The 26,852-nt window shown below is 67.4% G+C and carries 25 protein-coding genes and 2 tRNA genes; 14 read left to right on the forward strand and 13 right to left on the reverse strand.

All coding sequences use genetic code 11. The annotated features are described in order from the left end of the window. Window positions 1-9 precede the first annotated feature (9 nt). The gene (locus GY40_RS22735) at window positions 10-585 is read right to left on the reverse strand and encodes a TIGR00645 family protein (RefSeq protein WP_038367406.1); all 576 of its coding nucleotides are present in this window, start codon (window positions 583-585) and stop codon (window positions 10-12) included. 248 nt (window positions 586-833) lie between these two features. Here GY40_RS22735 and GY40_RS22740 point away from each other — a divergent pair, with 248 nt between their 5' ends. Further along, complete coding sequence (locus GY40_RS22740) at window positions 834-1,298, forward strand: BA14K family protein (protein WP_038367408.1); 465 nt, start codon at window positions 834-836, stop codon at window positions 1,296-1,298. 135 nt (window positions 1,299-1,433) lie between these two features. Further along, entirely contained in the window at window positions 1,434-2,213 is a 780-nt protein-coding gene (gene xth / locus GY40_RS22745) for an exodeoxyribonuclease III (protein WP_038367409.1), read from the forward strand. Here xth and GY40_RS22750 read toward each other — a convergent pair. The 5 genes from GY40_RS22750 to dps all read right to left on the reverse strand — a co-directional run bounded on the left by GY40_RS22750 (window position 2,210) and on the right by dps (window position 9,380). Next, window positions 2,210-3,142: a tetratricopeptide repeat protein gene (locus tag GY40_RS22750; protein ID WP_051988434.1), complete on the reverse strand. Its 933-nt coding sequence runs from the start codon at window positions 3,140-3,142 to the stop codon at window positions 2,210-2,212. The two genes, xth and GY40_RS22750, sit on opposite strands and share 4 nt — an antisense overlap. A 16-nt stretch (window positions 3,143-3,158) precedes the next feature. After that, window positions 3,159-4,889 carry a dihydroxy-acid dehydratase gene (gene ilvD, locus GY40_RS22755; protein WP_038367412.1) on the reverse strand — a complete coding sequence of 577 codons (1,731 nt, stop codon included), beginning with the start codon at window positions 4,887-4,889 and terminating at the stop codon, window positions 3,159-3,161. A 288-nt stretch (window positions 4,890-5,177) separates the two neighbouring features. Beyond that, window positions 5,178-5,759, reverse strand: a complete 582-nt coding sequence (locus GY40_RS22760) for a YqaA family protein (protein ID WP_038367413.1) — start codon at window positions 5,757-5,759, stop codon at window positions 5,178-5,180. Between the two features lie 150 nt (window positions 5,760-5,909). After that, the gene (locus tag GY40_RS22765) at window positions 5,910-8,729 is read right to left on the reverse strand and encodes a valine--tRNA ligase (protein WP_038368654.1); all 2,820 of its coding nucleotides are present in this window, start codon (window positions 8,727-8,729) and stop codon (window positions 5,910-5,912) included. Between the two features lie 147 nt (window positions 8,730-8,876). Beyond that, on the reverse strand, window positions 8,877-9,380 hold the full coding sequence (gene dps, locus GY40_RS22770) for a DNA starvation/stationary phase protection protein Dps (RefSeq protein WP_349236420.1): 504 nt from the start codon (window positions 9,378-9,380) through the stop codon (window positions 8,877-8,879). A gap of 297 nt (window positions 9,381-9,677) precedes the next feature. Here dps and GY40_RS22775 point away from each other — a divergent pair, with 297 nt between their 5' ends. Beyond that, window positions 9,678-9,908 carry a hypothetical protein gene (locus GY40_RS22775; RefSeq protein WP_133564231.1) on the forward strand — a complete coding sequence of 77 codons (231 nt, stop codon included), beginning with the start codon at window positions 9,678-9,680 and terminating at the stop codon, window positions 9,906-9,908. A 6-nt stretch (window positions 9,909-9,914) separates the two neighbouring features. Here the strand turns inward: GY40_RS22775 and GY40_RS22780 are convergent, their stop codons facing one another. From GY40_RS22780 to GY40_RS22795, 4 genes are all read right to left on the reverse strand, one after another. Then, complete coding sequence (locus GY40_RS22780) at window positions 9,915-10,502, reverse strand: PopZ family protein (RefSeq protein ID WP_038367417.1); 588 nt, start codon at window positions 10,500-10,502, stop codon at window positions 9,915-9,917. Between the two features lie 181 nt (window positions 10,503-10,683). After that, a complete protein-coding gene (locus GY40_RS22785) occupies window positions 10,684-12,000 on the reverse strand; it encodes a TolC family outer membrane protein (protein ID WP_248311264.1) in 1,317 nt (438 codons plus the stop codon). Window positions 12,001-12,259: 259 nt separating this feature from the next. Then, window positions 12,260-12,898 (reverse strand): protein-L-isoaspartate O-methyltransferase family protein, encoded by a 639-nt coding sequence (locus tag GY40_RS22790; RefSeq protein WP_038367419.1) that lies wholly within the window; start codon window positions 12,896-12,898, stop codon window positions 12,260-12,262. A 309-nt stretch (window positions 12,899-13,207) separates the two neighbouring features. Next, window positions 13,208-13,282, reverse strand: a tRNA-Asn gene (locus GY40_RS22795). A gap of 168 nt (window positions 13,283-13,450) precedes the next feature. On the opposite strand from GY40_RS22795, the gene GY40_RS22800 reads away from it, so the two are divergent. Both GY40_RS22800 and GY40_RS22805 read left to right on the forward strand, forming a co-directional pair. Beyond that, a tRNA-Cys gene (locus GY40_RS22800) sits at window positions 13,451-13,524 on the forward strand. Between the two features lie 120 nt (window positions 13,525-13,644). Further along, window positions 13,645-15,099 (forward strand): cryptochrome/photolyase family protein, encoded by a 1,455-nt coding sequence (locus tag GY40_RS22805; protein WP_038367421.1) that lies wholly within the window; start codon window positions 13,645-13,647, stop codon window positions 15,097-15,099. Window positions 15,100-15,106: 7 nt separating this feature from the next. Here the strand turns inward: GY40_RS22805 and GY40_RS22810 are convergent, their stop codons facing one another. After that, window positions 15,107-15,892 (reverse strand): SDR family NAD(P)-dependent oxidoreductase, encoded by a 786-nt coding sequence (locus GY40_RS22810; RefSeq protein ID WP_038367423.1) that lies wholly within the window; start codon window positions 15,890-15,892, stop codon window positions 15,107-15,109. Between the two features lie 170 nt (window positions 15,893-16,062). Between GY40_RS22810 and GY40_RS22815 the strand changes: the two genes are divergently transcribed. The 3 genes from GY40_RS22815 to GY40_RS22825 all read left to right on the forward strand — a co-directional run bounded on the left by GY40_RS22815 (window position 16,063) and on the right by GY40_RS22825 (window position 18,344). Further along, a complete protein-coding gene (locus tag GY40_RS22815; protein ID WP_038367425.1) occupies window positions 16,063-16,779 on the forward strand; it encodes an alanyl-tRNA editing protein in 717 nt (238 codons plus the stop codon). Window positions 16,780-16,947: 168 nt separating this feature from the next. Further along, window positions 16,948-17,802, forward strand: coding sequence for a 3-mercaptopyruvate sulfurtransferase (sseA, locus tag GY40_RS22820; protein ID WP_038367427.1), 855 nt, complete (start codon window positions 16,948-16,950; stop codon window positions 17,800-17,802). A 26-nt stretch (window positions 17,803-17,828) separates the two neighbouring features. Further along, window positions 17,829-18,344: a cupin domain-containing protein gene (locus GY40_RS22825; RefSeq protein WP_038367430.1), complete on the forward strand. Its 516-nt coding sequence runs from the start codon at window positions 17,829-17,831 to the stop codon at window positions 18,342-18,344. Between the two features lie 143 nt (window positions 18,345-18,487). On the opposite strand, the gene tsaA is transcribed toward GY40_RS22825, so the two are convergent. Then, a complete protein-coding gene (tsaA, locus tag GY40_RS22830; protein ID WP_038367432.1) occupies window positions 18,488-18,979 on the reverse strand; it encodes a tRNA (N6-threonylcarbamoyladenosine(37)-N6)-methyltransferase TrmO in 492 nt (163 codons plus the stop codon). Between the two features lie 5 nt (window positions 18,980-18,984). Continuing rightward, window positions 18,985-19,191 carry a TOBE domain-containing protein gene (locus tag GY40_RS22835; RefSeq protein WP_038367435.1) on the reverse strand — a complete coding sequence of 69 codons (207 nt, stop codon included), beginning with the start codon at window positions 19,189-19,191 and terminating at the stop codon, window positions 18,985-18,987. Window positions 19,192-19,344: 153 nt separating this feature from the next. On the opposite strand from GY40_RS22835, the gene modA reads away from it, so the two are divergent. From modA to GY40_RS22865, 6 genes are all read left to right on the forward strand, one after another. Beyond that, window positions 19,345-20,130: a molybdate ABC transporter substrate-binding protein gene (gene modA, locus GY40_RS22840; protein WP_248311284.1), complete on the forward strand. Its 786-nt coding sequence runs from the start codon at window positions 19,345-19,347 to the stop codon at window positions 20,128-20,130. Between the two features lie 10 nt (window positions 20,131-20,140). Further along, on the forward strand, window positions 20,141-20,839 hold the full coding sequence (gene modB, locus GY40_RS22845) for a molybdate ABC transporter permease subunit (RefSeq protein WP_038367440.1): 699 nt from the start codon (window positions 20,141-20,143) through the stop codon (window positions 20,837-20,839). Next, entirely contained in the window at window positions 20,836-21,933 is a 1,098-nt protein-coding gene (gene modC, locus GY40_RS22850; protein WP_038367442.1) for a molybdenum ABC transporter ATP-binding protein, read from the forward strand. The genes modB and modC overlap by 4 nt, the downstream gene beginning before the upstream one ends. An 89-nt stretch (window positions 21,934-22,022) precedes the next feature. Continuing rightward, window positions 22,023-24,518 (forward strand): heavy metal translocating P-type ATPase, encoded by a 2,496-nt coding sequence (locus tag GY40_RS22855; RefSeq protein ID WP_038368659.1) that lies wholly within the window; start codon window positions 22,023-22,025, stop codon window positions 24,516-24,518. A gap of 1 nt (window position 24,519) precedes the next feature. Further along, window positions 24,520-24,930 (forward strand): Cu(I)-responsive transcriptional regulator, encoded by a 411-nt coding sequence (gene cueR, locus GY40_RS22860; RefSeq protein WP_038367445.1) that lies wholly within the window; start codon window positions 24,520-24,522, stop codon window positions 24,928-24,930. Window positions 24,931-25,108: 178 nt separating this feature from the next. After that, window positions 25,109-26,527 (forward strand): M20 family metallopeptidase, encoded by a 1,419-nt coding sequence (locus tag GY40_RS22865; RefSeq protein WP_038367447.1) that lies wholly within the window; start codon window positions 25,109-25,111, stop codon window positions 26,525-26,527. Window positions 26,528-26,852: the final 325 nt, after the last annotated feature.

Here is a 26,852-nt window from a genome sequence, read left to right on the forward strand (position 1 = left end):
CGTGCCGCCTCAGTGCCCCTTGCTGGGATGGGCCGTCATCCGGTCGACCCAGGCGATGCCGACGGCGGACAGGATGAAGACGACATGGATCAGCGTCTGCAGCAGGACGCCGGATTCGGTGTAGTTCGTCGTCCGGCCGAGCCCGCCGATATTGCCGGCCTCGATGAAGGTCCTGAGCAGGTGGATCGACGAGATGCCGATGATCGCCATGGCGAGCTTGATCTTGAGGATGCTGGCATTGACGTGGCTCAGCCATTCCGGCTGGTCCGGATGGCCTTCCAGCCGCAGCCGCGAGACGAAGGTCTCGTAGCCGCCGACGATCACCATGATCAGCAGGTTCGAGATCATCACCACGTCGATCAGTCCCAGCACGACCAGCATGATCTGCTGCTCGCTGAAGTCGAAGGCGTGGGTGACGAGGTGCCAGAGCTCCTTGAGGAACAGGAAGACGTAGACGCACTGGGCCACGATGAGGCCGATATAGAGCGGCAGCTGCAGCCAGCGGGAGCTGAAGATCAGCGCCGGCAGAGGCTTCATCGCGCCAGGCGGGGCGGAACGGGAGGGCGAGCTGCCGGTCTGGGCCATGGTAGGGTCCTGATCCTTCGAATGCATGAGGAGGTTTCTGTGAAGCGAAGCGCTAGATGGCGAGGAAAACCCGTCGACGCAAGACGCCGGATGAGGCTCCGAGCCTCAACAGCCACAATGTTGTGACGGCGCATTTACGCCGGGATTGCGGACTAGTCTTTCCGCCGGCTCGATAAATCGCTACAATCACGCCCAATCGGGGGGACATGCGAAGTTCCACTCGCACGGGACAGTAAAGGAGTTTCGCCATGATCAGGACGTTTGCCGTCGCCGCCGCCCTCGCCGGCTGCGCCGCTCTCGCTGCTCCCGCCACCGCGGCGCCGCTGGCGCCGGCCTCTGCTGCGGTCGCCTCGGCCAAGGCGGATGCCGGCCTGCTCCAGACCGTGCAATGGCGCCGCTATGGCTATTACGGCCCCCGCTATTATGGTGGTTACCGCCGCGGCCCGGCCATCGGCGCCGGCATCGCCGCCGGTGTCATTGGCGGTGCTCTGGCGGCCGGTGCGCTGGCGGCCCCGCCCCCGCCGGTCTATTACGAGCCGGCCCCGGTCTATGTCGCGCCGCCGGTGGTCTATGCTCCGCCCGTTCCGCGTGCCTATGGCTACAGCGTCGAGGATACCGACGCGGTCGCCTACTGCTCGCGCCGCTTCCGGTCCTACAATCCCGAGACCGGAACCTATATCGCCTCGGGCGGTGTCGTCCGCGCCTGCCCCTGACAGGGCCCGACAGCCCGACCGGGAATCAATGGCTCCCCGCAGCGATGCGGGGAGTTTTTGTTTGCGGTGGAAAGCGGCTTGCCATCGCGATTGCGATTCCGCTTATCTGCGGCCTGCCTGATACCGGAGCATCTCGTGCGCATCGCCACCTGGAACGTGAACTCGGTCCGCCAGCGGCTCGGCCATCTGCTCGATTTCCTGAAGGAGGCCGAGCCGGACGCGCTCTGCCTGCAGGAGATCAAATGCCTCGATGCCGATTTCCCGCGGGCCGAGATCGAGGCGGCCGGCTGGCAGGTCGAGACGCATGGTCAGAAGACCTTCAATGGCGTCGCGATCCTCAGCCGCAGCAAGCTCGAGGATGTGCGCCGCGGCCTGCCCGGCGACGAGGGCGACGAGCAGGCGCGCTATCTCGAAGGCGTGCTGCCGCTAGGCAACGGCGTGGTGCGGCTGGCCTCGATCTACCTGCCCAACGGCAACCCGCCGAACACCGAGAAATATCCCTACAAGCTCGGCTGGATGAAGCGGCTCACGGCGCATGCCGAAATGCTGCTGGAGCACGAGGAGCCGCTGGTGCTGGCCGGCGATTACAATGTCATCCCCGAGCCCCGTGACGCACGCGACCCCGCGGCCTGGGTCAGCGATGCGCTGTTCCTGCCCCCGACACGGGCCGCCTTCCGGGAGCTTCTCAATCTGGGCCTGACCGAAGCCTTGCGCAGCACCACCGAGGCCGGCGGGCTCTACACCTTCTGGGATTATCAGGCCGGCGCCTGGCAGCGGAACAACGGCATCCGCATCGACCATCTGCTGCTGTCGCCGCAGGCGGCCGACAGGCTCGCCGGGGTGAAGATCGCCAAGCATGTCCGCGGCTGGGAGAAGCCGTCGGACCATGTGCCGGTGATGATCGAGTTGAACTAAGGCCGGCCGGCGCCGCGGCTCGGGCTGGCGCCGGTTGCGACCTGCTGGCGCTCCACCAAAGCAAGGGCGGCCGTACGGTCTGCCGGCGACGCCGACGCGAAGGCGGCATCGTTGCGCTCGAGGATCCAGGCCTCGCGCGCCGGATCGGCGCTCTCGCGGGCCAGCGCGAGCCACATCAGGCCGAGCACGGGCTGGCGCGGCACGCCCTCGCCGCCACGCAGCAGCATCTCGCCGAAGGCGGCGCGGGCTGGCGCATGGCCCTTCTCGGCAGCGAGCTTCATCCAGCGCGCCGCCTGACGCGGATCGCGGGCGGTGCCCTGCCCCTTCATATAGAGCCGCGCCAGATTGTACTGGCCGTCCGGGTCGCCGAAATAGGAAGCGGCGTAGTTGAACATGTCGAAGGCGCGGTCGGGATTGGGCTTCACATAGCTGCCCTTGATCCCGTCGATGAAATAGCTGCCGAGCGCCACGAAGGCGCTGCCGACCATGCGGCCGTCCGCCGTGCCGGGAATGGCGTCGGCATTTTCATCCGCGATCTTCGAGAAATATTCGAAGGCCTTGAGATCGTTGGTCGGGACGCCTTCGCCGCCGGCATACATCCGGCCGAGCTTGTACTGCGCGGTGAGATGCCCCTGCGAGGCGGCGTATTCGAGTGCGCGGACGGCACCGACCTGATCCCCGGCGGAGGAATCGCGCATCCAGGCGCGCAGCGCGTCGCGCGCGCTGTTGAAGGGGACGAGCGGCAGCGCTGAATGCGCCATCGGCGTGTTCGGAGCCGGCGCGATCGTGGCCGTGTCGGGCGAGGTCGGGCGCGAGGAATCGGGTTCCGGGAGAGCGATTCCGGGAATCGGCCTCGGCGGCAGCATGGGCTGCCCATTGGCATAGTCCTGTGCCCGGGCGGCCTGGGGGCCGCCGAGCATCAGCAACATGCAAGCTATGGTGACGTCAGATATCCGCATAGCAATGGGTTTCGGCCGCCCCTCCTGGGTGGGTGACGGCGCCGCCTTTGGCGGAGCCGACCGTCTGCGCGTATTTCCACAGCGCGCCGGAATTGTAGTCGGTCTTCCGCGGTTTCCAGTCCTTACGACGCTCCTCAAGTTCGGCATCAGAAAGGCGGACTGCGAGCTTTCCTGTGATGGCGTCGAGTTCGATGATGTCGCCGTCGCGGATCAGGCCGATCGGGCCGCCGACGGCGGCTTCAGGCCCGACATGGCCGACGCAGAAACCGCGGGTCGCGCCCGAGAATCGGCCGTCGGTAATGAGCGCGACCTTGTCGCCCATGCCCTGGCCGTAGAGGGCCGCGGTGGTTGACAGCATCTCGCGCATGCCGGGACCGCCCTTGGGACCCTCGTAGCGGATGACGAGGACGTCGCCGACATTATAGGTCCGGTTCCTGACCGCCTCGAAGGCATCCTCCTCACGGTCGAAGCAGCGCGCCGGGCCGGTGAAGACGAGCTGGTCCTCGGGCATGCCGGCGATCTTCACGATGGCGCCCTCGGGCGCGAGATTGCCCCGCAGGCCGACGACGCCGCCGGTCACCGTGATCGGCTTGTCGGCGCGGTAGACGACGTCCTGCTGGTCGTTCCATTTCACCGAGGCCATGTTCTCGGCGATGGTGCGGCCGGTCACGGTCAGGCAGTCGCCGTGAAGATAGCCGGCATCGAGCAGGCTCTTCATCACCAGCGGAATGCCGCCGACCTCGAACATGTCCTTGGCGACGTATTTTCCGCCCGGCTTCAAATCGGCGATATAGGGCGTCTTCTTGAAGATCTCGGCGACCTCGAACAGGTCAAAATCGATGCCGCATTCATGGGCGATCGCCGGCAGGTGCAGCGCGCCATTGGTCGAGCCGCCGGTGGCGGCGACGACCATCGCGGCATTCTCGAGTGCCTTGCGGGTGACGATGTCGCGCGGGCGGATGTTCCGCGCGATCAGCTCCATCACCATCTCGCCGGCGGTGTAGCAGAAGGTGTCGCGGACATCGTAGGGCGCCGGCGCGCCGCAGCTATAGGGCAGCGCCAGGCCGATCGCCTCGGCGACCGTCGCCATGGTGTTGGCGGTGAACTGGGCGCCGCAAGAGCCGGCCGAGGGGCATGCAGCCTCCTCGAGCTCTTTCAGGTCCTCATCGGACATCGCGCCCACCGAATGCTTGCCGACGGCCTCGAAGACGTCCTGGACGGTCACGGGACGGCCCTTGAAGGTGCCGGGCAGGATCGAGCCGCCATAGATGAAGATCGAGGGGACGTTGAGGCGGACCATCGCCATCATCATGCCGGGCAGCGACTTGTCGCAGCCGGCGAGGCCGACCAGCGCATCATAGCAATGGCCGCGCATGGTGAGCTCGACCGAATCGGCGATGACCTCGCGCGAGGCCAGCGACGACTTCATGCCCTGGTGGCCCATGGCGATGCCGTCGGTGACGGTGATGGTGCAGAACTCGCGCGGCGTGCCGCTGGCGGAAGCGACGCCCTTCTTGACCGCCTGGGCCTGGCGCATCAGCGAGATGTTGCAGGGGGCGGCCTCGTTCCAGCAGGAGGCGACGCCGACGAAGGGCTGCGCGATCTGCTTCGCGGTCATGCCCATCGCGTAATAATAGGAGCGGTGCGGGGCCTTGGCCGGGCCGACGCTCACATGGCGGCTCGGCAGCCTCGACTTGTCATACACACGCCCGTCCATCGCCACTCGCCCTGTCCTCCCAGACCAGCCCGGCCGGAAAATGCCACGCCGATCAGGCCGATCGCAACGCCGGCCTCGAAACCCCGATTTCGGCCGGGATATTGCGATCCACGGCGCCACGAAGTTTCAATTTGTCTATATCTCAAAGACTTAACGTGCCCTTGTGCTGGGCGCTCTTTGTGGCGGCTTCGCGGCGAGCGCGGACGCTGGCGACGCCCCGGAAGCGTTCCCGCCACAGTGTTGCAGCGATGACACGAAAAGGCCGAGGCGGCGGCGGAGCGACGCGCCTCAGAGCACCATCGGCAGGACGAAGAAGCCGCCGACCACAACCACGAGTAGCGTCAACGCCGCCAGCGGCAGGTGCTTCTCGATGAAGATGCGGATGTCGTCGCCATAGAAGCGCAGGGCCACCGCGATCATCAGGAAGAAGGTGACGCGGGAGACGACCATGCCGACTGTGAACTTCCACAGGTCGAAATGCAGGAAGCCCGACATGATCGTGACGATCTTGAAGGGGATCGGCGTCAGGCCCTTGGTGACGAGCACCCAGAACCAGTAATCCTGCGAGGTGGCGATGAGATGCGCGGCCTTGTCCTGCAGCCCGTAGATCCCGATCAGCCAGGCCCCGACCGATTCATAGAGCAGCGCGCCGATGGCGTAGCCGAGATAGCCGCCGAGCACGGCGCCGAGCGAGCAGATTCCGGCGTAGAACCAGGCACGATCCGGCCTGGCGATGCACATCGGCAGGAGCAGCGGCAGCGGCGGCAGCGGGCTGATCGAACTCTCGACGAAGGTCAGCGCAAAGAGCAGCCAGGGAGCGGCCGGGTGCGAGGCGTAGGAAACACACCAGTCATAAGCCCGCTTCAGCATGGGTCCTGATCAGCCGATCCGAATTGCCGCCATATCGCGCATGGCGGAGTTGCGCCATGCGCATCTAAGCGATGTCCAAGGAGAAGGCGAGTCCTCTCTTACGGTAACGTCAATTTGAAGACGCAGCGGTGGCCGGAATGCGGTGGCGGATCAGGCCAACCGCGCCAGCGCCTCCGCGATCTTCGTCTTGCGCGCTTCCGCCGCGGCCCTGCGCTCGCGATTCTCCTCGACGATCTCGTCGGGCGCGCGCGCCATGAAATCGGGGTTGCCGAGCTTCTTCTCGACCACCGCGATGTCCTGGTCGAGCTTGGCCAGTTCCTTGGTCAGGCGGGAGCGCTCGGCTTCGAGATCGATCAGGCCGGCCAGCGGCAGCGCCGCGACCTCGCCGCGCACGATGATCTGGGCCGACTGCGCCGGAGCCGCCGTTTCGAAAGCGATGTCGGAGACGCGGGCGAGCCGCTCGATCATTGGCCGCCAGCTCTCGATGGTCGCGCGCGTCGCGGCCGAGGCGTTGACGAGGACGAGCGGCGCCTGCGTGCCGGCCGGCACGTTCACCTCGGAGCGGACCGAGCGGATGTCCGAGATCAGGTCGACAACGAAACCGATCTCGGCTTCGGCCGCCGCGTCCTTGAGACCGGAGAGATCCGGCCAGCGCGTGAGGCAGACCAGCGCGTCATCGCCGGCGGCGAGCTTGCGCGGCGCGCCGGCCCCGGTCTTCTGGGCCCAGAGCTCTTCCGTCAGGAAGGGCATGAAGGGATGCAGGAGCTGGCAGATCAGGTCGATGACATAGGCAACCGTCGCCTGCGTCTCGGCACGTGCGGCGGCATCGACGCCCTCGCCCTGCAGCACCGGCTTGGCAAGCTCGAGATACCAGTCGCAGAACTGGTTCCAGACGAAGCGATAGGCTGCGCCCGCCGCCTCGTTGAACCGGAAGCTCGGGATGCCCGCCGCGATCTCCTCGGCGGCCTGCGCCGCCTCGCTCAGGATCCAGCGGTTGAGCGGCTGCTTGACGGCGGCGGGGTCGAAGCCGTCCGCCCGCGCGCAGCCATTGATCTCGGCGAAGCGCGCCGCGTTCCAGATCTTGGTCGCGAAGTTGCGATAGCCCTCGACGCGCTGCGTGCTGAGCTTGATGTCGCGCCCCTGCGCCGCCATCGCGGCCAGGGTGAAGCGCAGCGCATCGGCGCCGTACTGGTCGACGAGCACCAGCGGATCGATGACGTTGCCCTTCGACTTCGACATCTTCGCGCCCTTCTCGTCGCGAACGATGGCGTGGATATAGACGTCCTTGAACGGCACCTCGTCCATGACGTTGAGGCCCATCATCATCATCCGGGCGACCCAGAAGAAGATGATGTCGAAGGCGGTGACGAGCGTCGCCGTCGGGTAATAATGCTTCAGCTCGGCGGTCTGCTCGGGCCAGCCCAGCGTCGAGAACGGCCAGAGCGCCGAGGAAAACCAGGTATCGAGCACGTCCTCGTCGCGCGTCAGCGCGACGGTGTCGCCGTAATGCGCCATGGCGAGCGTCTGCGCCTCGGCCTCCGACTCGGCGACGAAGACCTCGCCATCCGGCCCGTACCAGGCCGGGATCTGGTGGCCCCACCAGAGCTGGCGCGAGACGCACCAGGGCTCGATGTTCTCCAGCCAGTCGTAGAAGACCTTGGTCCAGTTCTCGGGCGTGAATTTGGTGCGGCCGTCCTGGACCGCCTTGATCGAGCGCTCCGCCAGCGGCTTGACGTCGACATACCACTGGTCGGTGAGCCAGGGCTCGATCACGACATCCGACCGGTCGCCATGGGGAACCGTATGGCCGTGCGGCTCGACCTTCGCCAGGAAGCCGCGCTCGGCCATCATCGCGACAACGCGGCGGCGGGCGACGAAGCGGTCGAGCCCGTCGAGCGCCAGCGTCTCGTCGTCCGGCTTGGCGCCGGCCAGGAAATCCTCGTTGCCGGCGAGCAGGATGCGCGCCTCGCCGTCGAGGATGTTGACGACGTCGAGCTGGTGGCGCTTGCCGACCTCGAAATCGTTGAAGTCATGCGCCGGTGTGATCTTGACCGCGCCGGTGCCCTTCTCCGGGTCGGCGTAATCGTCGGGCACGATCGGGATGATGCGGCCGACCAGCGGCAGCACCGCCTTGCGGCCGATCAGATGGCCGATCGTCTCGTTGTCCGGATGCACGGCGATGCCGGTGTCGCCCAGCATCGTCTCCGGGCGCGTCGTCGCGACGGTGATGAAGGTCGAGGCGTCGTCCGCGTCGTAGGTCGCACCTTCGAGCGGGTAGTTGAAATAGTAGAGGTGGCCGTTCGGGTCGCGATTCAGCACCTTGTCGAGCTTGGCCGGGTCGAAGGCCTCCTCGCCGCCGCGCTCCCATTTGAACGAGCCGTTCTTCTCGATCTGCAGGACCTCGATGTCGGAGATCGCGGTCTGGAACTTGGGGTCCCAGTTCACGAGGCGCTTGGCGCGGTAGATCAGCCCCTGCTTGTGCAGGCTGACGAAGACCTTGAGGACGGCGGCCGACAGACCCTCATCCATGGTGAAGCGCTCGCGCGACCAGTCGCAGGAGGCGCCGAGGCGGCGGAGCTGGTTGACGATCGTGCCGCCCGACTCCTCCTTCCACTTCCAGACCTCGGCGAGGAAGGCCTCGCGGCCCATCGTGCGGCGGTCGGTCTTGTTCTCGGCAGCGAGCTTGCGCTCGACGACCATCTGGGTCGCGATGCCGGCATGGTCGGTGCCGGGCTGCCAGAGCACGTCCTTGCCGCGTAAGCGCTCGAAGCGGCAGAGCACGTCCTGCAGCGTGTTGTTGAGCGCGTGGCCCATATGCAGCGAGCCGGTCACGTTCGGCGGCGGGATCACGATGCAATAGGGCTCCGCGCCAGGCTGAGCTCCCCTGCCCGCCTTGAAGGCTCCGGCCTCGTCCCAGGCCTTGCTGATCCGGGCCTCGACGGCTGCCGGCTCGAAAGTCTTGTCCATCATCGCATCGCTCGAACGCAGAAAGGCCGGGGAACCTGCCCCGGCCGGAAAAATCACGGGCCAAAAGGTCTCGGCCCTTAAGAGCCCATGCACGGGCCGCGCGTCAACGTTTTCGATGATGCGCCGCACCCTGCAAGGCCAGCATGGACCTTAGGCGAGGTTCGACTGCAGGAACCAGAGCGACTTGTCGAGCATGCGGGAATAGGCGGTGAGGATGTCGGCGGAATCGGCATCGCCGGCCTCGTCGCAGGCATCGATCGCCTCGCGCACCTTGTTGCCGGCATCCGCGTAACGCTCGATCAGCGCTTTGAGATGGTCCTGAACCGGGACGATATCCGTCGGATAGGGCTTGAGCGACGTCGCATCGGCCGTCGTCTGCACGGTTCCGAGCGCAATGCCGCCGAGCTGGGCGATGCGCTCGGCCACGGTGTCGACATGCTCGTCGAGATCGGCACGGAAGCCGTCGAGCATCAGATGGACGCCGATGAAGCCCGGCCCCTTCAGATTCCAATGCGCCTGCTTGGTCACCAGCGCCAGATCGATGCCGTCGGCAAGGCGCTCATTGAGCAGCCCCACGACCTTCGCCTTGGTATTCGATGCCAGCTCGATTCTGCTCGACTTGACGATTTTCGCGGGAGCCGATGTCTTCGCCACTGCCCTGGTGGCAGGCGCTGTCTTGGTTGCGGGATTTTTGCCGGACTTGGCCATGGGTGAGATCCCCTGAGGAAGGAAGCGGGGCCTGCGCCGGGTTGCGCGGCTCGCGCCCCTCCTACGCCTCAGACGATCGGTTGTTCCCGCCCCGCATCGCCGCGATGGCACGGAACCTCCGTCGCGCCGGACGGTTGCACCCACAAGATCAGCACGGGAAGAGCCCGCCCGCCGCGCCGGGCATTGCTGTCGCGCGCTCGGCGGCACCGCGCAACCGCAAGGTCAGATTGTGAGGACAGGCAGATGAGATTACTGGTTCACGCCCTGGGCGCCTGGATCACCGTGGAAGCCGCATCCGGCCGCTACCCGCGCCCGTTCGCGATCGGCCTGACGATGCTGGTTTCGCGTCTCGGCGCACCGACGGCCGCGCTCGCGATGGCAGGTTTCGCGCTCAAGCGCCTCGACGAGGCAGGGGCCTTCGACGGCTTGCGGGCATCACGTCCGGCCGCGAGACGCGCTCGCAGCACCGAATAAAGCTGACTAACTGCGCCCGCCGCGCGCGACACGCTCGATCTCGGCCCGGACCAGACGCTCGACCATCAACGGCAGGTTGTCGTCGAGCCAGGTCTTCAGCATGGGCTTGAGCATGTCCTTGACGAGATCCTCGAGCGTCCGCGCATTACTGCTGAGCACGGTGTTGGCAAGCTGCCCGAACGCGCTGGTGACGGCGGAACTCGCCTGATCCGACAGGAGGCTCGCCATGTCGACGGGCCGCGGCGCCGGTTCCGGCTGGGGCGCGGCAACAGGGGCCGGCGTCGGTTCGACGGGGGCCACGGTCGCGACCGGAGCCGGCGGCTCGGACTCCTCGGTCTCGCGAAAATCGACATCAGCCTCGGCTTCAGCCGGGGCGGTGGGCGCAGGTGGCGGCTCGACGGCGGGAGGCGCGACGAACGCGGCCTCCGTGCCGAGATCCAGCACGTCGTCGTCGATCGAAGCCGGCACCGGCTCGGGGGCCGGAGCCTCAACCTCGGCTTCGGCGGGCTTGGCTTCGTCGTCGGAAATGATCCGGCGGATGGAGGCGAGAATCTCCTCCATCGACGGTTCATTGGGCTTGGCTTGCGCGTTCATGACAGTCTGGACCGTTGGACAGCGCGCGCGCCGATGGAATCAACGCCGCTCCAAAGCGGAGTATTCCATGAGACTCCGGGCAGACAAGGCGGCAAAGCCTTATCCCACAGGAGAAAACAGCGCTGTTGCCCGAATGTGCCGCCCCTGCCCGGGGCGGCCTTGCGCGGAACTGTGCCGGGGCTCAGCGCCCGTCCGGGGTCTGGGTGCCCCACCAGAGGTCCTTGACCTGGTCGTAATGCTGCCGCGAGTCGTAGTTGGCCGTCTTCAGCTTCAGGGTCTGGGCCGAAAGCTTGCCGACCGCCGAGAGCACGGAATAGGAGGCGACTACACGGTCGCGCTGGGCCGACACCAGGTTCGACCGGGCGCTGACCAGTTCCTGCTGCGCGTTGAGGACATCGAGCGTGGTGCGCTGGCCGACCTTGGCCTCCTCACGCACGCCGGCGAGCGCCGTCGAGGAAGCCTCGACCTGGGCCTGAGCCGCGATGATCTGCGCCTTGGCGGCTTCGAGCCCGCCCCAGGCGGAGATGACCGCGGCGCGCACCGTGTCGCGCTGCGTGTCGACGTCGATGCGACGCTGCCCGGCCGTCTCCTTGGCCTGGCGGGTGCGGGAATAGACCAGGCCGCCCTCGTAGATCGGGATCGTCAGGGAGCCGACGATGCTGGCCGAGGTGCGGTTATCGCCGAAATACTGGTTGTCGTAACGCTGCTGGACCGAGCCGGTCAGGCCGATGGTCGGCCCGAGATCGGCCTGCGTCACCTTGACCTGGAGCTCGGCCGCGTCGACGCCATGGAGCGCCGCGATGATCGCCGGATGGCCCGCGAGCGCCTGGTTCACCGCCACGGGCAGCGATTTCGGCAGAAGGTTCTCGACCGGGCGGCCGGGGGCGAGCGAGCGCGGCTCGGTGCCGACATTCTGCCGGTAGCGCGCCACCGAGGTCTTCAGGTTCGATTCAGCGAGAATCGCCTGGGACTGCGCCGAGGACAGGCGGGCTTCCGCCTGCGCCACGTCGGTGCGGGTCACTTCGCCGACCTGAAATCGGTCGCGCGTCTGGCGCAGCTGCTCCTCCAGAACCTCGACGTTGTTGCGGTTGAGATTGAGGATCGCCGTGTCGCGCAGCACGTTCATATAGGAGGTCGCGGCATCGAGCAGCACGTTCTGCTCGGTGTTGCGCAGGGTTTCGCGCGCCCCGAGGACCTGCGATTCGGACTGGCTGATCGAATTGCGGGTCTTGCCCGAGTCGAAGATGTTCTGGGTGATCTGCACGCCGGCGCCGCGTGGATTGAGCCGGGTCGTGAGGTTGTTATGGAAGGCGGACGAGGCCGCCCCGGCGGGAACCGACGAATCGAGGACGCTGGCGCCGATATCGGCGGAGGCCGTGATTCGGGGCCGATAGCCGGCGCGCGCCTGCGGGACGTTCTCGTCTGTTGCGCGCACCGAGGCGCGCTGGGAGTTCAAGGTCGGATTGCCCGCATAGGCGCGGGCCAAGGCCGCGTCCATGGTTTGGGCTTGCGCGGCGGCACTCCAGCCGCCTGCAAGCACCAAAGCCAGAACGGCGCTGACGCCGAATCCGAAACTCTTCTTATCGCTTCGTCGTTCCACTGGACGCCTCTCGTGCGCACTAAAGTCGCGCCCAGGCATCGCCCCAGCCTCGGCATAAGTTGTCATTTCATACCCTTACCGGCGCTTCGAGCCAATGCAATGGCCGCGCCGGACTGGTTTCCGTGAACAGGTGCCGTAAAAATGCGACACCTTAAAATCAAAAAACGAAGGCCGGCGGACGCCGGAACTCCGCCAGTTCCGGCGCTGCCGCGTCGAAAACGGTACGCCCGGCAACAACATCTGCCGATTTCTGGTAGAGTTTCACGCGGGCGGCGCGCCCCTGCCCCTCCACCACGATCAAGCGACCTTCGGGACGCAGGAGCGAAAAGAGATTCCGCGGTTCGAGCTCGCAGGAGCCGCTGACGAGAATGGCGTCGAACGATCCCGCCGCGGGCTCCTTGTCGGCAACGGAGGCGCCGCTGCCGGCGGCCGCGAGTGCGGTGGCAGCCAGGGCGCGGGCTTCGCCATCGGGCTCCCACAACGTCGCCTTCGCCCCCATCCGGTCGATCAGCGCGGCGCCATAGCCCGTGCCGCCGCCATATTCGAGGACATCCTCGCCCGGCTCGATATCCAGCGTCTGGATCATGCGTGCGATCACCATCGGCGTCATCAGGGCCCGGCCCGTGCCCGGCAGCCCGATGGCCTGGTCGAGATAGGCGAGATGAGCCAGGCTCTCGGGGACGAAAGCCTCCCGGGGGACCTCGTCCGCAGCGGCCAGCACGGCCCGGTCCGTGACGTCATAGGTCCGCAACTGGCAATCCACCATGTTGCGGCGAAGCCCGGTGAAACCTTCCATGCCCTGAACTCTCCGTCCGCGACGCGGTCCGGCCGTAGCCTCAGACCTCTTGCCCGAAGCCGGCGCGGCACCGCCGCTCATGGCAGCTTTCTGTTCGAGTGCGGCGCAAAAGGCAAGCGCGCTCGCATCCCGCGAGCGTCGCATGCGCCTGCCGGATCGAGCGACCGGCGGCGGAATTTCCCGAAGAATGCGGCCTTCGGCTCGTAAGCTTTGAGCCTGTGCGGGCCGGGGGGCAGGTCCGGCACGACCTGCCCTGCCCGGGAACGAAAAAGGGCCTGAGCGATCTTTCGCTCAAGCCCTTGAATTCGCTGGCTCCCGGAGCAGGATTCGAACCTGCGACCAATCGATTAACAGTCGATTGCTCTACCGCTGAGCTATCCGGGAACGGTGGCCGGGGTAATAGCGGCGTGATCCCGACAGCGCAACCCCCTTTGCGACCGCAAAACACATCTTCATGTCGGACAGGTGAAAGATGCGATGCCGGGTTGCGGTGCGTCCCGGCTTGTGGTTATAGCCGCTCTCGCGGATGCGGCAGGGCCGTTTTCGCCGGAAGGCCTCGTGGCGGAGTGGTTACGCAGAGGACTGCAAATCCTTGCACCCCGGTTCGATTCCGGGCGAGGCCTCCAAATAATCTTCTTGAAAACCGATCGTTTGGCTCCCGCGTATAGCGTCCGGGGCGATTGCGATGGCTGCCGCGCCGTTCGGCAGGCCACCGTCCGTCCCCCGAGAAGCTCTGGCGAGGTCCGATGACGCAGCGCAGCCTGCACTGGTTCCGGGACGATCTGCGGCTCGCCGATAACCCCGCCCTCACCTGCGCAGCGGAATCGGACGCCGTCCTGTGCCTCTATATTCTCGATGAAGACGGCGCGCGGCGCCCTCTCGGCGGCGCGGCGCGCTGGTGGCTGTCGCGCTCGCTCGCGGCGCTTTCCGCCGCATTGGCCCGCAAGGGCGGCCGGCTGGACATCCTGCGCGGCGCCCCGACGACGCTGCTGCCGGCCCTCACCGAGGCGGCCGGAATCGAGCGCGTTACCTGGAACCGCCGCTATGAGGCGGGATCGATCGCGCTCGATACGCGACTCAAGGAAAGGCTTTCCAGCGCGGGAATCGAGGTCCGCAGCTTCAACGCCAGCCTGCTGAACGAGCCGTGGCAGGTGACGACGCGCACCGGCCAGCCGATGAAGGTCTTCACGCCCTATTGGCGCGCGGCGCGCGAGCGCGGCGAGCCGGCAGCGCCTTTGCCCGCGCCCTCCCGAATCCGTTCCTTCCTGCTGCCCGATTCGTTCGGGAAACGCGCGCTTGCCCTGGAAGAGCTCGCTCTCGAACCGACGCGGCCGGACTGGGCCGGCGGCCTGCGCGACGCCTGGACACCGGGCGAGGACGGCGCGCGGGAGCGGTTGGAGGATTGCCTGGGCGATTCGCTTGCTGGCTATGCGGAAGGACGCGACCGCCCCGACCGCGACTCGACATCGCGGCTCTCGCCGCATCTGCGCTTCGGCGAGATCGGCCCCCGCCAGATCTGGCATGCGCTCGGAACGGCGCGTGACAATGGCGAGGCGGTTGGCTCGGCGGCGGATGCCGAGAAATTCCTGTCCGAGCTCGGCTGGCGCGAATTCTCCTATCACCTGCTTTTCCACAATCCCGAACTGGCGACGCGGAATTACGATGCGCGCTTCGATGCCTTTCCGTGGAAGGCGGACCAGCAGGCTTTGCGCCGCTGGCAGCGTGGCCGGACCGGCATTCCGCTCGTCGATGCCGGGATGCGCGAGCTCTGGGCCACGGGCTGGATGCACAACCGCGTGCGGATGGTCGTGGCCTCGTTCCTCATCAAGCATCTCCTGCAGGACTGGCGGGAGGGCGAAGCCTGGTTCTGGGACACGCTGGTCGATGCCGATCCGGCCAACAATGCCGCGAGCTGGCAATGGGTGGCGGGGTCCGGGGCCGATGCCGCGCCCTATTTCCGGATCTTCAACCCCGTCACGCAGGGGCAGGCCCATGATCCGAAAGGCGCCTATGTCCGGCGCTGGGTGCCCGAGCTGGCCGGGCTTCCCGACACAGAGATCCACGCGCCGTGGAAAGCCTCGGAGGAGACCCTGCGCGCAGCGGGCATCCGGATCGGCGAGACCTACCCTGCCCCGCTCATCGACCTCGCCCTCGGGCGCCAGCGCGCGCTCGACGCTTTCGCCACGATCCGCGGCCGTTGACGTCGGTTCAACGCTGCCGGTCGACGACTCTGGAGAGCAGCGCGAAATAGACCGGATAGGGCAACAGCCGGGCCGCCTTCAGTATCCAGGCGAGACGGCGTGGAAAGGTGATCTCGAAGCCGCCGCGCTCGAAGCCGTCGACGATTCGCCGCGCGCTCTCCTCGACGCTCATCAGAAAGGGCATGGCGAAGCGGTTGCGCCGGGTCATCGGCGTGTCGACGAAGCCCGGATTGACGAGCTGAAGCCGAATCCCCGCGCGGCGGCAGTCCAGATACAGGGCCTCGCAGAGATGGATCGCCGCCGCCTTGGAGGCGCCATAGGCGGCCGCGCCGACGAGGCCGCGATAACCGACGAGCGAGGCGTTGACGGCGATCTGCCCGCGACCGCGCTGCGTCATGGGGGCTAACGCCGCCGCCAGGCCCTTGGCGACACCGAACAGGTTGACCGCCATCGCCGCTTCGACGTTTGCGGGCTCGAACGGGCCGCCCGTAGGGCCGGGGGCGACGCCGGCGTTGAGGAAAGCGAGCGCGATCGGCCCGTGCACGGTCTCGACGGCTTCGACGATGTCCCGCATCGCCTGTTCATCGGTGACGTCGCCGGCATGGGCGACGATCCGGCCGGGCAGGCTTTCGGCCTCGCGTGCGACGGCCTCGAGCGCGTCGGTCCGGCGGGCGGTGATCGCGACCGTCCAGCCGCGCCGCGCCAGTTCCAGCGCGACGGCCGCGCCGATGCCGGAGCTGGCGCCGGTGATCCAGGCGACGCCGTCCGTCGGTTTCATGCGGGGCAAGGCCATGGCGGCTCCGGATTGGTCGAGACCGCCATCTAGGCATTGAATCGAGGGGCGGTAAGCCTCGCAGGCTGCGTCATCCCCGTTATCCCGCCAATGAGGTGGCACCCGCCCGGCAATCGGTGCAGTCTGCGGGCCGAAGGTGCCGCGAGCACCGCGAGCGAGACGACGAGATCATGCCGACCGAACTGCTGTTCCGCCAGGATGCCTATCTGAAGGAGACGCCGGCGACCGTGGAAGCCGTCAACGAGCGCGGCGGTATCGTCCTCGATCGGACGATCTTCTACGCGACCGGCGGCGGCCAGCCCGGCGATGCCGGGCATCTGCGCCGGGCCGACGGCAACCTGATCGCGATCGGCACGACGATCTACGACCCCGAGGACAAGAGCCGCGTCCTCCATGTTCCCCTCGAAGGGCAGCCGGCGCCCGCGCCCGGCGAGGCTGTGACCGCGATTCTCGACTGGGAGCGGCGCTTCAAGCGCATGCGCATCCACACCGCGCTCCATCTGCTGAGCGTCGTGCTGCCCTACCCCGTCACCGGCGGCTCGATCGGCGACGGCGACGGCCGGCTCGATTTCGACATCCCCGAAGGCGGGCTCGACAAGGCCGAGCTGGCGGAGAAGCTCAATGTGCTCGTCGCCCGCAATGCCGACGTGACCGAGCGCTGGATCACCGACGCGGAGCTCGACGCCAATCCGGGGCTGGTCAAGACGATGTCGGTGAAGCCGCCGCGCGGCTCCGGCCGGGTCAGGCTGGTCGCGATCGGCGATATCGACCTCCAACCCTGTGGCGGCACGCATGTGCGCAACACCGCCGAGATCGGCCTTGTCGCCGTCACCGACATCGAGAAGAAGGGCAAGCAGAACCGGCGCGTCCGCATCGCGCTGGCCTGAGAAGCGGTTTTCGACGGAAGCACACCGTCATTCCGGACCAGCGGCGAAGCCGCGCCGATCCGGAATCCATTGTCGGGCGATGTTCTCTACAATGGATTCCGGGTCAAGCCCGGAATGACGGCGCGGTTCCAATAACCAACAAACCTCGAATATCCCCAAGGACATCACATGGCCCGCGAAGACGTTTTCGTATCGACCGACTGGCTCGCCGAGCGCCTGAACGCGCCAGACGTCATCGTGGTCGACGGTTCCTGGTATCTCCCGGCCCATGGCCGCGATCCCCATGCCGAATTCGCCGAGCGGCGCATTCCCGGCGCGGTGCATTTCGACATCGACGCGGTCAAGGATACCGGCTCCGACCTGCCGCATATGCTGCCCCGGCCGGAGGCTTTCGCGGCGGCGGTCGGCGCCATGGGCATCGGCGACGGCATGCGCATCGTCGTCTATGACGGGCTCGGCCTGTTCTCGGCGCCGCGCGTGCGCTGGACCTTCCGCACCTTCGGCGCGAAGGATGTGGTGATCCTCGAAGGCGGCTTCCCGAAATGGGAGAGCGAGGGCCGGCCGATCGAGCACGGCCCGCCGCGCGCCCGCTCCAACCGCAGCTTCACCGCGAGGCTCGACCATTCCGCCGTCGCCAGCGCCGAGGATGTCGCCAAGGCTCTCGCCAATGGCACGCAGGTCGTCGATGCCCGCCCGGCCGACCGCTTCCGCGGCGAGGCGCCGGAGCCGCGCCCGGGTGTCCGCTCCGGCCATATGCCGGGTGCGCGCAACGTGCCGGCGACCGCGCTGATCGCCAATGGCAGCCTGAAGGACCCGGCCGCGATCGCGGCCGCCTTTACCGAGGCGGGCGTCGATCTCGACAAGCCGCTGATCACGAGCTGCGGCTCGGGCGTCACCGCCGCGATCCTGTCGACGGCGCTGGAAAGCATCGGCAAGCCGGGACGCGCGCTCTATGACGGGTCCTGGGCCGAATGGGGTGCGAGCGACCGGCCGCTGGCGACCGGGCCGGCGAAGACGGCCTGAATTCGGACGGACAACAGGAGGGTGCCATGAGCGATCATTCGCACGACCACGACCATCCGCACGATCACGCCCATGACGAGCCGCGCTGGAAGCATGATGGCGTGCGCGTCATCACCGGCGACAAGCTGGACCCCAACACCGCGCAGACGCCGGGCATGTTCCGGCAGGCGGCGATCAACCACGCCCGCGTCGGCGCGCAGAAAATCTGGGCCGGCACGGTCGAGATCGAGCCCAACGCCAAGACCGGCGTGCACCATCACGGCGCGCTCGAAAGCGTGATCTATGTGGTGAGCGGCAAGGCCCGGATGCGCTGGGGGGACCGGCTGGAATTCGTCGCCGAGGCCGGGCCGGGCGATTTCATCTATGTCCCGCCCTTCGTGCCGCACCAGGAGATCAACGCCGATCCCGACAACCCGCTGCAATGCGTGCTGGTGCGCTCGGACAACGAGGCGGTGGTGGTCAACATCACCGATGTCGACCCGGTCGAGAAGCCGGAAGAGGTCTATTGGGTCGACCCGATCCACAAGCACCCGCACGGGTGAGCGGGAGGGTTCCCATCGAACCGCGCCGTCATTCCGGACAAGCGGCGAAACCGCGCCGATCCGGAATCCATCGAAGGGCGCCAACGCTCTAGGATGGATTCCGGGTCAAGCCCGGAATGACGGCTTGGTTCGATTGCGAATTTTCACCCCGTCTCGAAATCGCCCGGCTGCGGCGGGGCGATCGGCTTGAACAGGGTGCGATCCGGCTTGATGTCGAGCAGCGGCGTCTCGTCGAGGCAGTCGAGCCCGCGCGCCAGCAGGACCGGGCCTTCGCGCGCGACCAGCGTCGCGATCGAGGTGCCGATCGGATTGGGCCTGACCGGCGTGCGCAAGGCGAACGTTCCGCGGGTCTCGCCGTTGTTGGCCGGACTCTGGCGGACGAGATCGCGGCGCGACTGGTGCAGCCAGTACAGCACCTCCAGCCGCTCGAAGCGCTCGATGCCGTCGAGCGCCTGATCCCAGGGCGCGAAGAGTTCGATGCGGCAGATCGGTCCATCCGCCCTGCCCTGACGTGGGCAGGCCAATCGCGAGGTCCATGGCGTGCGGATCGTTCCGATGAAAGCGAGGCCGGCATCGGTCGCCTGCGGCGGCGCGACGGCGACCTCTTTGTCGCGGATCTCGTTCTCGCGGACCATCGAAATCAGTCGATCGCGATCATCACGTCGGACGCTTTCACCACGGCATAGGCTTCCTTGCCAACGGTGAGGCCGAGATCGTCGACGGCCGCATTGGTGATCGAGGCGGTGACGACCGCGCCGCCGATGTCGATGCGGATATGGGCGGTGGTGGCGCCCTTGGTGATCTCGACGATTCGGCCCTTGAGCTGGTTGCGCGCGCTGATCTTCATCGTCTCTCTCTCTCTCTCTCTTTGGTGATGTGTCGGTCACGCGGTCGCAGCCGGCCGTCCTTGACTTGGCCGAGGGCGCACGGCAACCATCGCTATATCCAACGATATACAACGACAAGCGCAGCGAGGGACAGCATGATCGACCGCCGGACGATGCTCGGGATGGGCCTGGCTCTTGCGATGGGCCTCGCCCCGAGCTTCAACGCCGCCCAGGCGCAGACGAAGGATCTCGTGATCTTCGCCGCGGCGAGCATGAAGAACGCGCTCGACGAGGCTACCGCCAACTGGGTCAAGGAAACCGGCAAGCCCGCGCCGAAGATCTCCTATGCCGCGAGCAACGTGCTCGCCAAGCAGATCGAGAGCGGTGCGCCGGCCGACCTCTTCGTCTCGGCCGATCTCGACTGGATGGACTATGCGGCGAGCAAGAACCTGATCAAGCCGGATACCCGCGTCAGCCTGCTCGGCAACAAGATCGTCCTGGTCGGCGCCAAGGATACGACCCTCAAGGTCGAGCTGGCGCCGGGAGTCGATCTGAGCGGTGCGCTGGGTTCGAGCCGCCTCGCCATGGGCAATGTCGATTCCGTGCCGGCCGGCAAATACGGCAAGGCCGCGCTCGAGAAGCTCGGCGGCTGGGACAAGGTGAAGGACAAGATCGCGCAGGCCGACAATGTTCGCGCCGCCCTGCTCCTTGTTTCGCGCGGCGAGGCGCCGCTCGGTATCGTCTACGCCACCGACGCCGCCGCCGACCCGCAGGTCAAGGTCGTCGCAACCTTCCCCGAGGGCTCGCACCCGCCGATCGTCTATCCGGTCGCCGTGACCAAGGATTCGGCCAATCCCGACGCGCTGGCTTTCCTGACCTATCTGCGCGGGCCCGCGGCCAAGCCGGTCTTCGAGAAGCAGGGCTTCACCGTCCTCAACAAGCCCGCCTCGTCGTCGTGAGCCTGCCGGCTTGAGCCACTGGCTGACTCCCGAGGAATGGACAGCGGTCAGGCTGAGCCTGATCGTCGCCACGACCGCCACACTCGCGAGCCTGCCGCTCGGGCTCGTGGTCGCGCTCCTGCTGGCGCGCGGACGCTTCTGGGGCAAGTCGCTGCTCGATGCGGCGGTGCATCTGCCGCTGATCATGCCGCCCGTCGTCACCGGCTATCTGCTGCTGATCGGCTTCGGCCGGCGCGGGCCGATCGGCCAGTTCCTCTATGACTGGTTCGGCATCGTTCTCTCCTTCCGCTGGACCGGCGCGGCGCTGGCCTGCGGCGTGATGGGCTTTCCCTTGATGGTGCGGGCGATCCGGCTCTCTATCGAGGCCGTCGACCGCAAGCTGGAGGCGGCCGCCGGCACGCTCGGCGCCAATCCGCTCTGGGTCTTCCTCGTCGTGACGCTGCCGCTTTGCGTGCCCGGCATCCTCGCCGGCATGATCCTGTGCTTCGCCAAGGCGATGGGCGAATTCGGCGCGACCATCACCTTCGTCTCGAACATCCCGGGCGAGACACAGACCCTGCCCTCCGCCATCTATACCTTCACCCAGGTTCCCGGCGGCGAGACCGGCGCGATGCGATTGACGATCATCTCCATCGCGATCTCGGTCGCCGCCCTCTTCCTCTCCGAATGGATGGCGCGTCTGGTCGGCCGGCGGATCGCCGTCGAATGACCGCGCCCGTCCTCGACATCGCCGTCCGGCACCGGCTGGGCGACTTCCAGCTCGATGCGGCCTTCCAGTCGCAAGGGCGATTGACGGCGCTGTTCGGCACGTCGGGCTCGGGCAAGACCTCGCTGGTGAACGTGATCGGCGGGTTGATCCGCCCGCAGGCGGGCCATGTGCGGGTCGAGGGCGAGGCGTTGCTCGATACAGCGCGCGGCGTCTTCCTGCCCAAGCATCGCCGGCGGATCGGTTACGTCTTCCAGGAGGCACGGCTGTTTCCGCATCTCACCGTGCGGCAGAACCTGCTCTTCGGCCACTGGTTCGTGCCACATGCGGTGCGCAAGCCGGCCGAGCTCGACAAGGTGCTGGAGCTGCTCGGCATCGGCCATCTGCTGAAGCGGCGGCCCGGAGCCCTCTCCGGCGGCGAGAAGCAGCGCGTCGCCATCGGCCGTGCCCTGCTGACGCAGCCGCGCCTGCTCTTGATGGACGAGCCGCTCGCCGCGCTCGACGAGGCCCGCAAGGCCGAGATCTTGCCGCATATCGAGCGGCTGCGCGACGAGGTCGGCATCCCCATCGTCTATGTCTCGCATTCGCTCGCCGAGGTGGCGCGGCTCGCGACCACCGTCGCCATCGTCGATGCCGGGCGGATCGCCGGCTGCGGGCCGACGGCCGAGATCCTCGCGCGCGTTGACCTCGCCTCGCGGCCCGGAGCGCCGGAGGCGAGTTCGGTGCTCTCCGCCGCGGTGACGGGCTTCGACGAGGCCTTCGGCCTCGCCCGGCTGGCGACGCCGGCGGGCGAACTCGCCATTGCCCGCGGCGCGCTCAGGCCGGGGCAGCAGCTGCGCGTACGGATCATGGCGAGCGACGTCATGCTCAGCCTCGCCCCGCCTGAAGGGACCAGCGCGCTCAACGCCCTGCCCGGCAGGGTCGCGGAGATCGGCGAGCGGACGGGCGAAGGCGGCAGCACCGTGCATCTGCGGCTCGATTGCGGCGATGCGAATCTGATCGTGCGGCTGACGGCGAAATCGGTGGCGAGCCTCTCCCTGTCTGTCGGCAAGCCGGTCTACGCCATCATCAAGAGCGTCTCTGTCGAGACGCCCTGAGGTCATCTGCAAAAAGGCACAGCCGCGCCCTTGACCTTCCCATGATGGGAAGCCCCATATGAACCGTCATCACGATGAAGGAGACGGCGATGACGGTCATCGACAGGACGAAGGATGGGCTGGCGACGCTCGACATGGCCGTGGAGGGCATGTCCTGCGCGAGCTGCGTCGGCCGGGTCGAGCGCGCCATCGCGGCGGTGCCGGGCGTCGAGTCGGTCGCGGTCAATCTCGCGACCGAGCGCGCCCATGTGACCTTCGCCAAAGGCGGCGACGTGTTGAGGCAGGTCGAGGAGGCGGTGCGCCAAGCAGGCTACCAGCCGATGGAGCAGACGATCGACCTGTCGGTCAGCGGCATGACCTGCGCGTCCTGCGTCGGCCATGTCGAGAAGGCTTTGCGCGGCGTGCCCGGCGTCGTCGGGGCCACCGTGAACCTCGCCACCGAACGCGCCAGCGTGAAGGCCGTGGCCGGCGGCGATCTTGGCCCCGAGCTGATCAAGGCGGTCGAGAAGGCCGGCTACGAGGCGAGCCCGGTGACGCCTGATGATGGGCATGCAGCCGGCCAGCACGACCATATGCAGATGCTGAAGGAGGAAGAACAGGCGCGGTTGCTGCGCTCGGTCATCCTCGCCGGCGTGCTGACGATCCCGCTGCTGGTGATCGAGATGGGCAGCCACATGGTCCCGGCCCTGCACCACTGGCTTGCCGGTAATTTCGGCGAGTGGAACCTCCGCATCTTCTCCTTCGTGCTCGCCACGATCGTGCTGTTCGGACCAGGGTTGGTCTTCCTGCGCAAGGGCTTCCCAGCCCTGCTGCGGGCCGCTCCCGACATGAATACGCTGGTCATGCTCGGGGCCGGTGCTGCCTGGCTCTATTCGAGCGTCGCGACCTTCCTGCCCGGCCTGCTGCCGGAAGGCACGGCGCTGACCTATTTCGAATCGGGCGCCGTCATCGTGACGCTGATCCTGCTCGGCCGCTGGTTCGAGGCCCGCGCCAAGGGCCGGACCGGCGCGGCGATCCGCAGCCTGATCGCGCTTCAGCCGAAGACGGCGCGCATCCTGCGCCAGGACAGCGAAACCGATATTCCGGTCGACGAGGTCAAGCCCGGCGATGCCGTGATCCTGCGGCCGGGCGAGCGCGTGCCGGTCGATGGCGAGGTCATCGAGGGCACCTCCTTCGTCGACGAATCGATGATCACCGGCGAGCCTGCCCCGGTCCGCAAGGAAGCCGGCAGCCTCGTCACCGGCGGCACGGTGAACGGCTCGGGCGCGCTCAGCTTCACCGCCCGCAAGGTCGGCTCCGATACGCTGCTCGCGCAGATCGTGCGCACGGTGCAGGCGGCGCAGGGAGCCAAGCTGCCGATCCAGGCCGCGGTCGACCGCATCACCCTCTGGTTCGTGCCGGCGGTGATGGCGGTGGCGCTCGCGACCTTCCTCGTCTGGCTCGCCTTCGGCCCGAGTCCGGCCCTGTCCTATGCGCTGGTCAACGCGGTCGCGGTGCTCATCATCGCCTGCCCTTGCGCCATGGGGCTGGCGACGCCGACCTCGATCATGGTCGGCACCGGGCGCGGCGCCGAGCTCGGCATCCTGTTCCGCCAGGGCGATGCCTTGCAGGCTCTCCGCGACGTGCAGGTCGTCGCCCTCGACAAGACGGGAACGCTGACCAAGGGCAAGCCGGAGCTGACCGATATCGAGCCGACTGAGACCTTCGAGGCCAACGAGATCCTGCGCCTGATCGCCTCCGCCGAGAACCGCTCCGAACACCCGCTGGCGCTGGCCATCGTCGCGGCGGCGAAGGCGCGTGGCCTTGCGCTGGCCGAGCCGGCCAACTTCGTCAGTGATGCCGGCCGTGGCGTCACGGCGACCGTCGAGGGCCGGCGCGTCGCCATCGGTGGCCACAGGCTCCTGGCGCAGATCGGCATCGACGTTTCGGCCTTCGCGGGCCGGGCCCAGGCACTGGCGGAAGCCGGCAAGACCCCGCTCTATGCCGCCGTCGATGGCAAGCTCGCCGCCGTCATCGCCGTCGCCGACGCAATCAAGGAGACGACGCCGGCAGCCATCGCGGCATTGCACCAGCTCGGCCTCAAGGTCGCGATGGTGACCGGCGACGACAGCCGCACCGCCGCCGCCGTGGCCCGGCAGCTCGGCATCGATGAAATCCGCGCCGAGGTGCTGCCGACCGACAAGGCCGAGGTGGTGAAGGCCTTGCAGAAGGATGGCCGCAAGGTCGCCTTCGTCGGGGACGGCATCAACGATGCTCCTGCCCTCGCCCAGGCCGATGTCGGCATCGCCATCGGCACTGGCACCGACATCGCCATCGAAAGCGCCGATGTCGTGCTGATGTCGGGCGATGTCATGGGCGTGCCGCGCGCCATCGCGCTGTCGAAGGCGACGATCACGAATATCCGCCAGAATCTTGCCTGGGCCTTCGGCTACAACGCCTTCCTGATTCCGGTGGCGGCCGGCCTGCTCTATCCGCTCTGGGGCGTGCTGCTCTCGCCGGTCTTCGCCGGGCTTGCCATGGCGCTGTCGAGCGTGAGCGTGCTGGCCAACGCACTCCGGCTCAGGCGCTTCAAGGTGGAGGCATAGGATGAATATCGGCGAAGCCTCGGCCCGCTCCGGCGTCAGCGCCAAGATGATCCGCTATTACGAGAGCATCGGGCTGATCGAGGCGCCGTCGCGGACGGCGGCGCAGTACCGGGTCTATGCCGATGACGACGTGCATACGCTGCGCTTCGTCCGGCGGGCGCGCGATCTCGGCTTCTCGCTGGAGGAAACGCGCGAATTGCTGGCGCTCTGGCATGACCGCAGCCGCGCCAGCGCCGATGTGAAGAAGCTCGCCATGGCCCATATCCGCGATCTCGAGGCCAAGGCCGCCGAGCTCCAGGCCATGGCCGATACACTCCGGCATCTGGCGGCGCATTGCCATGGCGACCACCGGCCCGATTGCCCGATCCTGAGCGATTTCGCCACGCAGCCTCTTCTCGCCGAAAAGGCCTGAGACGCCGCTCCGCCATGCGCCGCGCGTCTGGACGCGGGCCGAGAGGCTTGCTCATATGCGGCCGCGAGGCATCGGGTCGGCGATCACAGCCGGTCTCCGACGGATCGATGCCTCCCAAGGGGATAGATCGCCATGGTGCGCCGCTGCGGCGCGCCGCGATCCGACAAGGCAATAGATCATGGACAATCGAAACGATCTCTGGCGTCACGTCGATGCGAACAAGGAGCGATTGATCGCTCTCTCCGACCGGGTCTGGGGCATGCCGGAGGTGTGCTACACCGAGAAGCGCTCCGTCGCCGAGCATGTCGCCGAGCTGAAGCATCAAGGCTTCCGCATCACCGAGAACGTCGCCGACATCCCGACCGCCGTGATCGGCGAGGCCGGCGAAGGCGGCCCGGTCATCGCCTTCCTCGGCGAATACGACGCCCTGCCCGGCCTGTCGCAGGAGGCTGGCGTCGCCGAACACAAGGAGATTGAGACCGGCGGCCACGGCCATGGCTGCGGCCACAACCTGCTCGGCTCCGCCGCGATGCTCGCCGCCGTGGCCATGAAGGACTGGCTGGCCGAGAACAAGATTCCCGGCCGCGTTCGCTATTATGGCTGCCCGGCCGAGGAAGGCGGCGCGGCCAAGGCCTTCATGGTCCGCGCCGGCGCCTTCGACGACGCCGATGTCGCGATCAGCTGGCACCCGTCGAGCTTCTGGGAGGTCGCTCCGGCGCTCGCGCTCGCCAACACCCGCGCCGATTTCGTCTTCACCGGCCGCGCCTCGCATGCCGCCGCCGCGCCCCATCTCGGCCGTTCGGCGCTCGATGCCGTGGAACTCATGAATGTCGGCGTGAACTACATGCGCGAGCATATGCCGAGCGACGCGCGCGTGCATTACGCCCTGCTCGACACTGGCGGCATCGCGCCGAACGTCGTGCAGGCCCATGCCCGCGTGCGCTACTCGATCCGCGCCCGCGATCTGCGCGGCATGCTGGAGCTCGTCCAGCGCGTGAAGAAGATCGCCGAAGGCGCCGCGCTGATGACGGAAACCAAGATGGAGATGCGCATCGTCAGCGCCGTCTCCGACCTCGTCGCCAACACGCCGCTCGAAGAAGCCATGCACAAGGTGATGGAGGATCTCGGCCCGCCGCATTTCGACGATGCCGACAAGGCCTTCGCCGAGGAGATCCGCAAGACGCTCTCGCCGCAGGACATTGCCGCGATCTGGCGCACGGTCGGGATGCAGGACAGCGGCGCCCCGCTGGCTGACTTCCTCGTGCCGCGCAGCGCCAAGCGCAATCCGGCGATCGGCTCGACCGATATCGGCGATGTGAGCTGGGCCGTGCCGACCGTGCAGGCGCATGCGCCGACCGTCGCGATGGGCACGCCGTTCCACACCTGGCAGGTCGTGGCGCAGGGCAAGGCGCCGGCGGCGCACAAGGCCATGGTGCATGTCGCCAAGGCGATGGCGGCGACCGGCGCTGCCGTGCTGAGCGACCCGGCCCTGATGGAAGCGGCCAAGGCCGACCACAGGGCCCGCCTCGGCAAGGAAGGCTACACCTCGCCGCTGCCGCCCGAGGTCAAGCCGCCGCTGACGATGTCGCTGGGCTGACCCTTCCGCCTCGATAGGCCCGGCCATGGCGCGATGCCGCGGCCGGGCTGCTCGATCGGGCTTGCGTTTCGCCTCGCAGATGCCGCATCGAGAGGCTCCTGAGCCGGCGCCGGCAAAATTGCCCACGAAACGGGCAATGCATTCGAGAAACCCGCTCAATACCCTGATTTCGCGGTGATATTTCTCAGGCGCAATTTAAGTCAGCTTTGCTTCCCTTTTACCCTTGCAGGCAAACGATTGCCGTCCTATCTAAGGTGCAGCGCAGCAGAGATGTTGCGTCGCCCTCCTTGGGCGTTTCCTCCCTAGACTTGGGCTGCGCTCACGC

The sequence above is a fragment of the Allobosea sp. UNC402CLCol genome (assembly GCF_000745475.1).
GTDB lineage: Bacteria > Pseudomonadota > Alphaproteobacteria > Rhizobiales > Beijerinckiaceae > Allobosea > Allobosea spartocytisi.